Source organism: Luteipulveratus mongoliensis (genome assembly GCF_001190945.1).
Lineage (GTDB): Bacteria > Actinomycetota > Actinomycetes > Actinomycetales > Dermatophilaceae > Luteipulveratus > Luteipulveratus mongoliensis.
The window spans coordinates 3,742,731-3,756,232 of sequence record NZ_CP011112.1; the positions used below are offsets into that span (position 1 = coordinate 3,742,731).

Annotated in this window: 14 protein-coding genes; 8 read left to right on the top strand and 6 right to left on the bottom strand. The window is 69.5% G+C overall.

Going from position 1 to position 13,502, the window contains the following annotated elements:
• Positions 1-27: 27 nt before the first annotated feature.
• From VV02_RS17755 to VV02_RS17765, 3 genes are read right to left on the bottom strand one after another with little or no spacing between them, the layout of a single operon-like run.
• A complete protein-coding gene (locus VV02_RS17755; protein ID WP_052593635.1) occupies positions 28-669 on the bottom strand; it encodes a response regulator transcription factor in 642 nt (213 codons plus the stop codon).
• Entirely contained in the window at positions 638-1,804 is a 1,167-nt protein-coding gene (locus tag VV02_RS17760) for a sensor histidine kinase (protein WP_052593637.1), read from the bottom strand. The genes VV02_RS17755 and VV02_RS17760 overlap by 32 nt, the downstream gene beginning before the upstream one ends.
• Before the next feature lie 9 nt (positions 1,805-1,813).
• Positions 1,814-2,221, bottom strand: a complete 408-nt coding sequence (locus VV02_RS17765) for a DUF6069 family protein (protein WP_052593639.1) — start codon at positions 2,219-2,221, stop codon at positions 1,814-1,816.
• Positions 2,222-2,345: 124 nt separating this feature from the next.
• Here VV02_RS17765 and VV02_RS17770 point away from each other — a divergent pair, with 124 nt between their 5' ends.
• A complete protein-coding gene (locus VV02_RS17770; RefSeq protein WP_052593641.1) occupies positions 2,346-2,957 on the top strand; it encodes a class I SAM-dependent methyltransferase in 612 nt (203 codons plus the stop codon).
• Here VV02_RS17770 and dapF read toward each other — a convergent pair.
• Together dapF and miaA are read right to left on the bottom strand one after the other, a co-directional pair.
• Positions 2,954-3,817, bottom strand: a complete 864-nt coding sequence (gene dapF, locus VV02_RS17775; RefSeq protein ID WP_052593643.1) for a diaminopimelate epimerase — start codon at positions 3,815-3,817, stop codon at positions 2,954-2,956. The two genes, VV02_RS17770 and dapF, sit on opposite strands and share 4 nt — an antisense overlap.
• Complete coding sequence (gene miaA / locus VV02_RS17780) at positions 3,814-4,773, bottom strand: tRNA (adenosine(37)-N6)-dimethylallyltransferase MiaA (RefSeq protein WP_052593645.1); 960 nt, start codon at positions 4,771-4,773, stop codon at positions 3,814-3,816. Before miaA ends, dapF begins: the two co-directional genes overlap by 4 nt.
• Before the next feature lie 101 nt (positions 4,774-4,874).
• On the opposite strand from miaA, the gene VV02_RS17785 reads away from it, so the two are divergent.
• The 7 genes from VV02_RS17785 (at position 4,875) to VV02_RS17820 (ending at position 12,397) form a co-directional block, all read left to right on the top strand.
• On the top strand, positions 4,875-6,146 hold the full coding sequence (locus VV02_RS17785; protein WP_052593646.1) for an NAD(P)/FAD-dependent oxidoreductase: 1,272 nt from the start codon (positions 4,875-4,877) through the stop codon (positions 6,144-6,146).
• Complete coding sequence (locus VV02_RS17790; RefSeq protein ID WP_052593648.1) at positions 6,143-6,889, top strand: DUF1365 domain-containing protein; 747 nt, start codon at positions 6,143-6,145, stop codon at positions 6,887-6,889. The genes VV02_RS17785 and VV02_RS17790 overlap by 4 nt, the downstream gene beginning before the upstream one ends.
• Positions 6,886-8,148 carry an SAM-dependent methyltransferase gene (locus tag VV02_RS17795; protein ID WP_052593650.1) on the top strand — a complete coding sequence of 421 codons (1,263 nt, stop codon included), beginning with the start codon at positions 6,886-6,888 and terminating at the stop codon, positions 8,146-8,148. The genes VV02_RS17790 and VV02_RS17795 overlap by 4 nt, the downstream gene beginning before the upstream one ends.
• A complete protein-coding gene (locus tag VV02_RS17800) occupies positions 8,145-9,458 on the top strand; it encodes an SAM-dependent methyltransferase (RefSeq protein WP_052593653.1) in 1,314 nt (437 codons plus the stop codon). Before VV02_RS17795 ends, VV02_RS17800 begins: the two co-directional genes overlap by 4 nt.
• On the top strand, positions 9,451-10,239 hold the full coding sequence (locus VV02_RS17805; protein ID WP_052593655.1) for a DUF1295 domain-containing protein: 789 nt from the start codon (positions 9,451-9,453) through the stop codon (positions 10,237-10,239). Before VV02_RS17800 ends, VV02_RS17805 begins: the two co-directional genes overlap by 8 nt.
• A gap of 375 nt (positions 10,240-10,614) precedes the next feature.
• The gene (locus VV02_RS17815; RefSeq protein ID WP_052593660.1) at positions 10,615-11,499 is read left to right on the top strand and encodes a bile acid:sodium symporter family protein; all 885 of its coding nucleotides are present in this window, start codon (positions 10,615-10,617) and stop codon (positions 11,497-11,499) included.
• 76 nt (positions 11,500-11,575) lie between these two features.
• On the top strand, positions 11,576-12,397 hold the full coding sequence (locus VV02_RS17820; protein ID WP_052593662.1) for a class I SAM-dependent methyltransferase: 822 nt from the start codon (positions 11,576-11,578) through the stop codon (positions 12,395-12,397).
• A 1-nt stretch (position 12,398) separates the two neighbouring features.
• Here VV02_RS17820 and trpS read toward each other — a convergent pair whose 3' ends face one another.
• A complete protein-coding gene (trpS, locus tag VV02_RS17825; RefSeq protein ID WP_052593664.1) occupies positions 12,399-13,499 on the bottom strand; it encodes a tryptophan--tRNA ligase in 1,101 nt (366 codons plus the stop codon).
• Positions 13,500-13,502 lie beyond the last annotated feature (3 nt).

Genomic DNA, 13,502 nt, shown 5'->3' on the forward strand with positions numbered 1-13,502 from the left:
CGCCTGGGTGAACGTCGCTGTGACCGCTCAGATCCAGCCGTGTTCGCGAGCGGCGTGTGCGGCCTCGATGCGGTTGCGTGTCCCGGTCTTGGCGATGGCCGCCGACAGGTAGTTGCGGACCGTGCTCTCCGACAGGTAGAGCGTGCCTGCGATATCGGCGACCGTACGACCGCTGCGGGCTTCGGCGAGCACCTCACGCTCCCGGTCCGTCAGCGGGTTGGGACCGCTGCGCAGCGCTGCAGCGGCCAGGTCGGGGTCGATCACGACCTCGCCGCGATGGACCTTGCGGATGGCGTCGGCGAGGTCCTCGACCGGGCGGTCCTTGACCAGGAAGCCGCGGACACCGGACTCCATCGCCTGTCGGAGGTAGCCCGGGCGACCGAACGTCGTGACGATCACCACCGCGCAGGTGGGCAGCTGTTTGGCGAGGTCTCCGGCTGCGTCGAGTCCGGACCGTCCGGGCAGCTCGATGTCGAGGACGGCGATGTCGGGACGGTGGTCGAGAGCGGTCGGCACGATGGCGTCACCGTCAGCCACCTCGGCGACCACCTCGAGGTCGTCCTCAAGTCCCAGCAGCAACGACAACGCGCCGCGCATCATCGCCTGATCCTCGGCGAGCAGGACCGGATCGGCTCGGTCATGGTGTCTCCTCGTCGGCGACGGGCAGATGGGCTACCAGCCGAAAACCGTTGCTGTCATGGGTGATCCGGACCGATCCGGACGACTGCGTGACTCTCTCGCGCAACCCTCTCAACCCGTTGCCCTCCGCGCCACTGCCTCCCTGCCCGTCGTCCGCGACACTCACCTGGACCTCGCTGCCCTCGCGGACCAGCTCGATCCGACAGGTGGTCGCCTGGGCATGGCGTACGACATTGGTGGTCGCCTCCCGCACGACCCAGCCGACGGTGCGCTCGACAGCCGGCGAGAGGCCGGCCGCGTCGCCGCTGACCATGAGGTCGACGCCCGCTGCGGTGAGCGCCAGTCGCGCCGAGTCGATCTCGTGCTGCCACGAGGAGGTGCGATAGCCGCTCGCGGTCTCCCGGACCTCCTGCAGCGCGGCGCGGCCGATGGTCTCGATGTCTCCCGCGTGCTGCGCGGCCGCAGCCGGGTCGCGAGCCGCGATCCGGCGTACGGCCTCGGCCTTGACGACCACGACCGAGAGGGTGTGGCCGAGCACGTCGTGCAGGTCGCGAGCGAACCGCAGCCGCTCCCGGGACACCGCAGCACTCGCCAGCTCCTCGCGGGTGCGGGAGAGCTCGTGCACGGCGGTGAAGAGCCAGTAGACGCAGTAGGTCGCGATGCCTGCGAGGAAGCAGTTGAGCGCGATGATCCAGGCCACTTCCCAGTCGTCGCGCACCAGGCCCAGGGTGAGGGTCGCGACGGCCGTGACCGCCAGGACTGCCAAGGGCGCCGCGCTGGCGTCCAGCCCCGCACCGGCGATGATCGCTCCGAGCACGAACAACGTCTGCCAGTCCTCACCCCAGGCCGCCACGGCCGCGATGGTGATCGCCACCTGCCCGGCGAGCGCCGCGAGGCCGACCGGTCGGCGTACGGACTCGCCGCGACCGGCCGGAATCGTCAGGGCGAAGAACGCCGCGGTCTGCAGGAGCACCACGAGCACGGCCCAGGGTGAAGCAAGAGCCCGCAGCTGTGAGATCGGTGCGATGAGGGAGATGACGAGCCACGGGATCACCGGCCAGGGCCCGACGCCGTCGCGCGCCCAGCGCAGCAGCCAGCGCGGCAGGACGGGTGAGCTGCGGTCCTCGGTCAGCCGCGTACGGCGACGCGCCGCGGTCGGAGGCACCGGGCCACGCTACCCGCGGGCCGGCACGAGCGGTGCGGGCTCCTCGCGCGCTGGAACGCCGCTCAAGCTCACGATCAGCGCGATCCCGACCACCAGGTGCAGCGCGATCAGGCTCAGCTTCGTCGAGGTGGTCGTGCCGGCGAGGGGGCCGACCAGGATCGAGACCGCCAGCAAGGCCCCGCACACGATCCGCCACGTGCGCTCACCGTGTGGCCTGCGGCTGAGCCAGTGATGGGACAGCACGGCTCCCCCGCCTGCCATCGCGGAGGCCAGGACCACGCTGACCAGACCGATCCGCTCCGTGCTGCCGCCGGTCTTGACCTCCATCGGCACGTCGGCGGCGCGGGCGAGCGCCCATCCGATGACTCCGAGGCCGACTGCCGTGACCCATGTACCGACTGCTCTGTTCCTCGACATCGGGCTGTCCTCTCGCTGGTGCTTGTTCACACCACCGACGCTAAGGAAGCGGCCGCGCTCGCGGCAGGGTCGGCGATCCCCGCGCGCTCGTGACAAATGTCCTGGCCGGATAGCCTGCGACGCGATGTCCTCTGACCACTACTTCTCCGCTCAACCCGCCAGCGCCGATGAGCGCCGCACGATCACGGTGCCGCTCGCCGGTGTGTCGCGGCCGGTTCAGGTGGCCGGCGGCGTGTTCTCCCCCGACCGGATCGACCAGGGCACCTCGGTGCTGCTGCAGCACGCTCCAGCCCCGCCCACGAGCGGGACGTTCCTGGACCTCGGGTGTGGCTGGGGGCCGATCGCGCTCACTCTCGCGCTGCGCTCGCCGTCGGCGACGGTGTTTGCGGTTGACGTCAACGAGCGCGCTCTCGACCTGACGCGCATCAACGCAGAGTCGTTGGGCGCCAAGGGAATTCGAGCCGTGACTGCTGACCACGTGCCGGCCGACCTGCGGTTCGACCTGATCTGGTCCAACCCGCCGATCCGGGTCGGCAAGGCCGTCCTGCACGAGCTGATGCGCACCTGGCTGCCGCGCCTCGCGCCGGGCGGGTCGGCGTACCTCGTGGTGCAGCGCAATCTCGGCTCGGACTCCCTGCACCGGTGGATCGCCGAGCAGCTCGACGATCTCGAGGTGTCACGGATGACGAGCGTGAAGGGCTTCCGGATCCTGCAGGTACGCCGCCCCGCGGGCTAAGCGATCGGGAGCTCGACGCGGCCCTCCGCGACGATCACAGCGGGACCGGACAGGGCCACGCGCTGGCCGTCGAGGTGGACGCCGAGGCGCCCGCCGGGTACGTCCACGGTCCAGTCGAGCTGGTCCTGCGGCCGGTTGCCCCACCACCAGGTCGCGATCGCGGCCGCTGCAGCACCAGTGCCGCACGACTGTGTCTCGCCGACGCCGCGCTCGTGCACCCGCATCGCGATGTGTCCGTGGCCGATCGGTCGGACCAGCTCCACGTTGGTGCCATGCGGTGGGCGCGGGTCGACGTGCGGCGCGTCCGTCAGATCGAGCTGGTCGAGTGAGACCTCGGTCGGCAGGGCGACCACGGTGTGGGGGTTGCCGAGGTCGATGCTCAGCGCCGGCAACGCGCTCGGAGCGCCGACGACCTGCACGACCGAGTCCATCCCCCGCCGCTCGGCGTCCTCCTCACGGGCGAGCTGCCACGTGCCGAGGTCGACGGCGTAGCCATCGGGCACCGTGCTGATCCGCTTGGTGCCGGCGCGGGTGCCGATCTCGAAGATGTCGTCGGTCACGAGACCTCGTGTCCGCAGGTACTCGGCGAAGACTCGCGTGCCGTTGCCGCACATCTCGGCGGCCGACCCGTCGGCGTTGCGGTAGTCCATGAACCACAGGTCCGGATCGATGCCCTCAGGAGCGTCCGCGACCTTGCCCGTCCGGACGATGCGGATCAGGCCGTCGCCGCCGATGCCGCCCCGCCGGTTGCAGAGGTGCGCCACCTGCTGCTCGGTCAGGTCGAGGGCGCCGTCGAGGTCGGGCACGAGCACGAAGTCGTTGTGCGTGCCGTGGCCCTTGGCGAAGTCGATGGTCGTCACGGCGCCATTGTGGCCGACAGACCTGGACCCTCGCCGGTTGTGACCACCGACAGAGCGCGGTCCACCAGGTCCGGCGCGTCGTACGGCAGCCAGACGATCCGCGGGTCCGGGCGAAACCAGGACTCCTGCCGGCGTACGAGACGTCGCGTGGCCGCGGCCGTCGCCTCCTTCGCCTGTGCCTCGTCGAGCTCGCCGTCGAGCTGGCCCAGCACCTGCGCGTAGCCGATCGCTCGACTGGCCGTACGTCCCTCGCGCAACCCGCGCTGCTCCAGCGCGCGCACCTCGTCGAGCAGCCCGTCCGCCCACATCCGCTCGACGCGGTCCGTGATGCGCTGGTCGAGCTCGTCCCGCGGCGCGGTGAGGCCGATCATGACGCTCGGCTGCAGGAACTCGCGCCTCGGCATGGAGGAGCTGAAGGGGCGGCCCGTGAGCTCGATCACCTCGAGGGCTCGTACGGTGCGACGGCCGTTCGCCGGGAGCATCCGAGCGGCTGCTACGGGGTCGAGGCGGGTCAGCTCCTCATAGAGCGCGTAGGCCCCGCGCGCCTCGAGCTCCGCCTCCCACCTTGCCCGCACGGTCGGGTCCGTGGGCGGGATGTCGAGTACGTCGAGGGCAGCGCGGACGTAGAGCCCCGAACCGCCCACCAGCACCGGGCGCCTCCCCCGCTGCTGGATGTCCGCGATGTCCACCCGCGAGTCCTGTTGGTACGCGGCAACATTCGCCTCCTCATGAATGTCCATCACGTCCAGCTGGTGATGCGGCACATGACGCTCGGCGACCGGCACCTTGGCCGTACCGATGTCCATACCGCGGTAGAGCTGAGAGGCGTCGGCGTTGACGACCTCGCCGTCCAGCCGCTGAGCGAGGGCGATCGCGAGGTCCGACTTGCCCGTTGCAGTGGCCCCGACGACCGCGATCACGGGCGGTCGGGACTCGGGCTGGTCGGGGTGGCTCATCGGCCCCATCGTCGCAGGACCTCGCCCGACCCATCCACGTGCGGCCCTGCTCCGAACCACGCGTGACGGCATCTCACCGACTCTGAATCAAGGAGCCACCCATGGCCGGACAGCCTCGCGCAGCAGTGATCGGCACGGGCGTCGCGGGCCTCGTCGCCGCGCACGTCCTGCGTCACTCGCACGACGTGACGGTCTACGAGGCCGACGAACGCGCCGGCGGCCACGCCCACACCCACGACGTCACCCTGGTCGACGGCCAGCAGGTCGCGGTCGACAGCGGGTTCATCGTGCACAACGACCGGACCTATCCGACCCTGCAGCGGCTGTTCCGAGAGCTCGACGTCGCGACTCAGGAGACCGAGATGAGCATGTCGGTCTGGCATGCGCGCGGCAGGATCCAGTACGCCGGTGGCCAGGGTCTGCGCGGTCTCCTCGCCGATCCGCGCACGGTCGCGCGCCCGTCGTACCTGCGCATGCTGACCGAGGTGCGGCCGTTCCACCGCGCCGCTCGCCGCCTGCTGGACGAGGCGCCGACCGGCGACGCGGACGAGTCGCTCGGCGACTGGCTGGGCCGAGGGGCGTACACACCGGCGTTCATCGAGTGGTTCATCCGGCCGCTCGTGGCGGCGGTCTGGTCTTGCGACCCGGACCGCGCGCTCGACTACCCCGCGCGGTCGTTGCTCACCTTCCTGGACCACCACGGCATGCTCAGCGTGAAGGGCTCGCCGACCTGGCGCACGGTGGTCGGCGGCTCGCGGACGTACGTGGACCGTGTGCTCGCAGGGATCGGCGATGTCCGCCTGGCGACACCGGTGACAGACCTGCACCGAACGCCAACCGGGGTCACGGTCACCGATGCCGTCGGGCAGACCGAGACGTACGACGGTGTCGTCGTCGCGACCCATCCGCACCAGGCGCTCAGCATCCTCAGCGAGCCGAGTCTGCAGGAGCACGAGGTGCTTTCGGCTCTGACCTACTCGGTCAACCCAGCCCAGCTGCACACCGATAGCTCCGTCCTGCCGACGCATGTCGGTGCCCGAGCATCGTGGAACTACCTGGTCCCCGAGGAGTCCGGCGAGGGCGTCCTGGTGACGTACGACCTGACTCGCCTGATGCGGCTGCCGAGCCCTGACGGTCAGCGAGTTCTGGTGACCCTCAACGGATCTCATCGGATCGACAAGAACCAGGTCATCGCCGAGATGACCTACGAGCACCCCCTCTACACGGCGACCGCGCTGCGTGCGCGGCGGCAGCTGCCGGGCCTCTCCGACACCCGCGTGGCGTTCGCCGGCGCCTACCAAGGGTCCGGATTTCACGAGGACGGCGCGGCCTCCGGGCTACGCGCCGCCCAGGCGCTCGGAGGCCGCTGGTGAGACACCGACCAGCCCAGCTCCTGCTCACCGAGGTGAGGCACACCCGTACGTCACCGATCAGGCACGACTTCACGTACGCGTCGTGCAGCTGGCTGATCGACCTCGACGCCCTCGGTGCCAGGCGTACGCCCGCTGGAATCCCCTGGTGGATCAGGGCATTCGTGTCCTTCGAGGCAGGCGACCACGTAGGCGACCCGAGTCGGTCCTGGCGCGAGAACGTCGATCAGCTCGCCCACGAGCACGGCGTCGACCTGGTCGGTGGACGCGTGCTCGCCCTCGCCGGCGCCCGGAGCCTCGGGCATGTCTTCAACCCGCTGACGCTCTACTGGTGCTGGGACCGTGGTGGCCAGCTGGCCTGTGTGATCGCCGAGGTCCACAACACCTACGGCGGACGCCACGCGTACGTCGTGCGACCGGACCAACGAGAAGTCGCGAACGTCGAGAAGGCCTTGTACGTCTCGCCGTTCAACGACACCCGCGGCTCGTACACGATGTCGGTCCCGGTCCCACGCGACCGGCTCGACGTGCGGATCACGCTGCACGCACCTGACCAGCGACCGTTCGTCGCGACCTGGCGCGGTCGTCCGGTCGAGAGCGGCGTCGACCTACTGCGCGCAGCGCTCCGTGTGCCCCTTGCCTCGCACGCGATGTCCGCGCGCATCCGTCTCCAAGGGATCCGCCTGTGGCTGCGCGGACTTCCTGTCATCCCCCGACCTGCCCACTCCCGTCAGGAGGCCGCATGACCACGCTCGCCCCCACCATCGCCCGGCCATCGGTCGACCCCGAGCGCTGGCCGGACGTCGCCCGAGTCCCGCCCCGCGCCAAGTCGGCGGTAGCCGCCGCAGTGACTCGCTCGATCTTCCGGCGAGCCGTGCGCCGGCTGCCGCTGCGGGTGGACATGCCCGACGGCGTACGACTCGGCGGCGCCGCCATGGATCCGGCCGCGCCCACGATGCAGATCCACGACCCGTCCAGACTGATGCGTCGCATCGGGACGAGCGGGCTGATCGGGTTCGGCGAGTCCTACCAGGCGGGCGAGTGGGACAGTGACGACCTGGCGGGCCTCATCGCCGCGTTCGCGAGCGGGATCGACGCTCTGGTGCCCGCGCCCCTCAAACGGATGCGGTCGGCGTACCTCGCCCGTCAGCCTCGGGCAGACCGCCCTGACCCCCACAACTCGCGCACCAACGTCGAGCGCCACTACGACCTCTCGAACGAGATGTTCGCGCAGTTCCTGGACCCGACGATGAGCTATTCGTCAGCGCTGTTCGAGCGAGCCGACGAGGACATGGTCACGGCACAGCACCGCAAGATCGACCGGATGCTCGACCAGGCCGGCGTTCGTGTGGGCAGCCGAGTGCTCGAGATCGGCACCGGCTGGGGTGAGCTCGCCCTGCGCGCCGCCCAGCGCGGTGCGCGCGTCGACACCATCACCTTGTCGAGCGAGCAGCACGGCTGGGCCGAGCAGAAGATCGCCGGCGCCGGGCTGTCCGACCTCGTGTCGGTGCGGCTCCAGGACTACCGCGAGGTGCGCGGCGAGTACGACGCCGTGCTGTCCGTGGAGATGGTCGAGGCCGTCGGGCTGGACTTCCTCGGCACGTACTTCGCGAGCATCGAAGGGACGCTCGCGCCTGGGGGCCGCGCGGTCATCCAGGCGATCACGATGCCGCACGCGCGGGTCGAGGAGACCCGAGACGGCTACACCTGGATCCACAAGTACATCTTTCCGGGCGGCGCGCTGCCCTCCACCCGCATGCTCGACGACGCCGCGGGCGAGCACGGCCTGCGCTGCGTCGACGACTTCGCCATCGGCGACAGCTACGCCGAGACCCTGCGCCGCTGGGCCAACTCCTTCGCCGACGCCACGGAGACGCTCGAGGCGCTCGGCTTCGACGAGGTGTTCCGGCGGATGTGGACGTTCTACCTGCGCTACTCCGAGGGCGGCTTCCGTTCCGGCTACCTCGACGTGCACCAGCTGACCTACACCCGGGAGAACGCATGACACCGGCACCGGTAGCCGACCAGATCGCCAGCCTCCTCGAGCCGGTCGTGCAGGGCGAGCTCCCCGTACGCCTGTCCGCCTGGGACGGCAGCAGCGCTGGCCCCGAGGGCGCACCGCACGTCCGCATCAACTCGCCACAGGCCTTGCGTCGCCTCATCTGGCGCCCGGGCGAGCTGGGCGCCGCGCAGGCGTACGTCTCCGGCGAGATCGAGCTGGAGGGCGATCTCGCCGGGGGTCTGCGCCACCTGTGGCGGATCGTCGGCGCGCGCCAGCTGTCGGCCGTACGCCCGTCGCCTCGGTTGCTCGCCCAGGTCGCACGGCTGGCTCGGGAGTGGGACGTGCTCCGGCCACCTCCGCCGATGCCCAGCACCCAGATCGCGGTCTCCGGTCGCCTCCACTCCATGCGTCGGGACAAGGCCGTCATCAGCCACCACTACGACCTGTCCAACGAGTTCTACGCGCTCGTGCTCGATGAGCACATGGCCTACTCGTGCGCGTACGTCACGGGTGCCGAGCTGAGCGGCGACGAGACTGCGACCTACACCTTGGAGAACGCCCAGGAGGACAAGCTCGACCTCGTCTGCCGCAAGCTCGGACTCGATCAGCGTCCCGGCATGAGGCTGCTCGATGTGGGCTGCGGCTGGGGCTCCCTGTCGATCTATGCCGCGCACGTCTACGGCGCCAAGGTCAAGGGTGTCACCATCTCGGCCGAGCAGAAAGCGTTCGCAGACAACAGGATTCGCACGCTCGGTCTCGAAGACCTGGTCGAGATCAAGCAGCAGGACTACCGCGAGATCACCGACATGCCGTACGACGCGGTGTCCTCCCTCGAGATGGGTGAGCACGTCGGTGAACGCAACTACCCCGCGTACGCCGAGACCCTCACCCGCTGTGTGAAGGACGATGGGCGGGTGCTCGTGCAGCAGATGTCCCGCTCGGGTCGCCACCCAGGAGGCGGGCCGTTCATCGAGGCGTTCATCGCCCCCGACATGACGATGCGCCCGGTCGGCGACACGGTCGGGCTGCTGGAGCGAGCAGGGCTGGAGGTCCGCGACGTGCACGCCCTGCGCGAGCACTACGCGTGGACGGTGCGCGCCTGGCAGCGACGCTTCGACGCGAACCGCGAGCAGCTCGAGAAGCTCGTCGGCGTCGAGGTCGTGCGCGTCTGGGAGCTCTACCTCGCCGGCGGCCTGCTGAGCTTCGAGCAGGGCCGGATGGGAGTGGACCAGATCCTTGCCGTACGCCGGCAGGACGGCCCCAGCGCGCTGCCGCCTATGCGTCCGGGCTCGTGGAGCGCGCCGTATGCGTGACTTCCTGACTCTCACCCTCGTGTGCGTGGCGCTGCTCGCCGTCGTGCAGGGCACGACGTTCTGGATCGGGCACCGCATCGGGCGGTACAACGTCGTCGACGTCGCCTGGGGGCTCGGACTGGCCGCCGTTGCAGTGGTGGCTGCGATCGTCGGGGACGGGGACGGACTCCGGCGTGTGCTGCTGCTTCTCGTGGTCGGGTTCTGGGGGCTGCGCCTCAGCTGGCACATCTGGCGCCGTTCGCGGGGTGGCGGTGAGGACCCGCGCTACGCGCAGCTGCTCGACGGCGCCGGCACCGGTGCGGTGCTGCGGAAGGTGTTCGTCACGCAGGGTGTGGCGCAGTGGTTCATCTCGTTGCCGATCCAGGTCAGTGCCGTGACCGGTCCGCCTCGCGGTGTGGGCCGGGCCGTCATGGTGCTCGGCGTGGTGACCGCGGTTGGCGGCGTCATGGTCGAGTCAGTGGCCGATCGTCAGCTGGCAGCGTTCAAGGCGGATCCGGGTCGGCGTGGCCAGGTCATGGACTCCGGGCTGTGGGGCTGGTCCCGTCACCCGAACTACTTCGGCGACGCATGTGTGTGGATCGGCATCTACCTGATCGCGGCAGCGGTCTGGCCGGGTGTGCTCACCGTTCTGTCGCCAGCCGCCATGGTCTGGTTCCTCGTCGTCGCGACCGGCGCCCGACTGCTCGAGCGCCATCTGGCCGAGCGACCCGGCTACCGCGAGTACCAGGCTCGGACCAGCTTCTTCGTGCTCCGGCCACCCCGCCGGGACTCCGCTCCTTGACCCTCGACCTGCTCGAAGGTCTTCGCTCGTCCCATGAGCGTTCTCCTGCACCGGTGCCGGACCTGCCAGCACCCCGCCGACTGGCACGACGGCCGCAACCGTGGCTACACCTCGTGCTCGTGCTGCAACGCAGGCAGCGCTGATCCCGATCCGGAGCCGGTCGTGCAGCCAACCTTCGCGTCCCCGTCCGGCGGGCCCGAACCACTGCTTCGCCCGGGCACCGCCCGCAACGAAGGCACCATGCACGCGACCCGCACCTGCGCCTGCCAACGGTGCCAGGCGGTGTACGAACGCCTGGACCCAGTGCGACTCTCCGAAGTTGGTCGTTTGACCTAATTCGAAGACATCGACCGGACCGGCGTGGTGAGATGCCGCATGGACTCGCCGCTGACCACTGTCGGGCTGCCGATCGCTCTGGCGATCATCATGTTCGGCCTCGGGCTGTCCCTGAGCGCATCCGACTTCACCCGCGCTTTGCGACACCCACGAGCTGTCGCCATCGCCCTGCTGTGCCAGGTCCTGGTGCTGCCTGCGGTGGCTTTCGGGCTCGTGGTCGCCTTCGATCTCGATCCGGTGCTGGCCGTTGGCTTCATGCTGCTCGCGGCCTCGCCGGGCGGCACGACCGCGAACCTGTTCAGCCACCTGTTCCGCGGCGACGTGGCACTCAACATCACCCTCACGGCGATCAACTCCGTACTCGCGATCGCCACCCTGCCGATCATCACCAATCTGGCGCTCGACCACTTCCTCGACGGCGAAGGGGAGGTCGGCCTCCAGTTCGGCAAGATGATCCAGGTCTTCGCGGTGGTGCTGGTGCCGGTCGTGATCGGCATGGTCGTCCGCGCGCGCAACCGTGGATTCGCCGACCGCATGGACCGCCCGGTCCGCATCGCGTCGGCCGTGATCCTGGCCCTGGTCATCGTGGGCGCGCTGCTCGGCGCACGGGACGAGATCGGTGACTACATCGCAGATGTCGGGGTCATCTCGGTGCTGTTCTGCCTCGTCAGCCTGAGCACCGGGCTCGTCGTGCCTCGCCTCCTGGGCGTCGATCGTCGGCAGTCCATCGCGACGTCGTTCGAGATCGGGATCCACAACAGCACGCTCGCCATTGCGGTCGCGCTCAATGTGCTCGACCAGGACGACATGGCCGTTCCGGCGGCGGTGTACGGCGTCCTCATGTTCTTCGTCGCCGGCGCCTTCGGCTGGCTCATCACCCGTCGCCAGGAACCGTCTCCCGAGACCGCTCGGGTCGCCCACTGAGGACCGGTTCGGCCCACCCTGGCCGGGAGCCGGGCAGAGCTCCTTAATCGGTTGCCGTCGCCGAGACACTGGCACGGTGACCGACTACCTCGCCAGCAACCGCGCCAACTGGGACGAGCGCGCCGCCGTCCACGCCGCATCACCGGACTACGACATCGACCGGCTGCTGAGCAGCGACACCGAGCTCAGCGCAGTGGTCGCCTTCGACACGCTGCGACTCGGTGATGTCAGTGGCCAGGACGGCGTCCACCTCCAGTGCCACATCGGTACCGACACGCTCTCGCTCGCCCGCCTCGGCGCGACGATGACCGGCGTCGACCTCTCCCCCGCGTCCCTCGCGGAGGGTCGATCCCTGGCGAGTCGCGCCGGCGTCGAGATCCCCTACGTCGAGTGCGATGTCTACGACGCACCAGCCGCCCTCGACGGGCAGACCTTCGACTTCGTCTACACCGGCATCGGCGCGATCTGCTGGTTGCCGTCGATCGACCGGTGGGCCTCGACCGTCGCCGAGCTGCTGCGACCGGGTGGCCGGCTGTTCATCCGCGAGGGCCACCCGATGCTCTGGTCGCTCGACACCGACGACGACCAGAAGATTCACCTCGTCTACCCGTACTTCGAGCGCGAGGAGCCGGTCGTCATCAACGAGGGCACCACCTACGTCGAGACCGACCACGAGTTCACCTCGGTCACCACGATGGACTGGAATCATGGCCTAGGGGAGATCGTGACCGCGCTGCTGGCTCATGGCTTCACCCTCACGGAACTCACCGAGCACGACTCGGCCCCATGGGAGGCGCTGCCGGGCCTCATGACGCGGGACGAGTCGGGTGAGTGGCGCCTGACCGACCAGCCCGAACGTCTCCCCTGCACCTACACCTTGCAAGCGGTGAAGCGCTGACTCAGTACGCCATGTCCATCACCTCGCGCACCCGCTGAAGGGTCTTCTCCGCGACCTCGTTCGCCCGCGAGTTTCCTTCCCGCAGAATCTGATCCACGTACGACAGGTCCTCGGCCAGTTCTGCGCGTCGGGCTCGGTGGTCGGCCAGGCCGTCATTGACCGCGGCCGTCGTGACAGCCTTCAGCCTGGCCGCTCCCCCGTGACCGATCTGCTCGGCGAGCGACTGAGGCGAGTCGCCGAGGAAGCGCGCCGCCGTCTCGAGCATGCTGGCGACCTCCGGCCGCCGGTCCGGCTCGTAGGTGATCGTCCGTTCGGAGTCGGTACGTGCTCGACGGATCAGGTCAGCGGTCTCATCGGCGGTTGCCGAGAGAGCGATGGCGTTGCCACGGCTCTTGGCCATCTTGTGGCCGTCGATCCCCAGCACGTTCGGCGTGGGAGAGAGCAACGCGTCGGGCTCAGCGAACACCGTTGCGCCGCCTGCATATCGGGTGTTGAAGCGACGGGCGATGAGTCGAGTCTGCTCGACGTGCGGCAGCTGGTCCCGGCCAACAGGCACCACGTTGCCGTGACAGAACAGGATGTCTGCCGCCTGGTGCACCGGATACGTCAGCAGCAGACCGCTGAGCGCGCGAGCACCGGTGGCCGCCAGCTCCTCCTTCACCGTCGGGTTGCGTCGTAGCTCGGCGTCCGTGATCAACGACAGGAACGGCAGCATCAGCTGGTTGAGCGCCGGGACGGCCGAGTGGCAGAAGATCGTCGACCGGGCCGGATCGATGCCGGCCGCGAGGTAGTCCAGGACCAGCCCCCGCACGTTCTGCCGCATCGCTCCGATCTGGTCACGATCGGTGATCACCTGGTAGTCGGCGATGATGACGTACGTCTCGACGCCCTTGTCCTGCAACGCAACTCGGTTACGCAGACTGGCGAGGTAGTGGCCGATGTGCAGGGCTCCGGTGGGCCGGTCGCCGGTCAGCATCCGCAGCTCAGCGTGTGCCGGGCTGGTCGGGTCGTCAATGATCTGCTGCAGCACGTCGCTGCGCTCCCGCGCGACGTCGTACGACCGGTCCCGACGGGCGGATGAAGGTTCGGTCAGGGTGTTCATGAG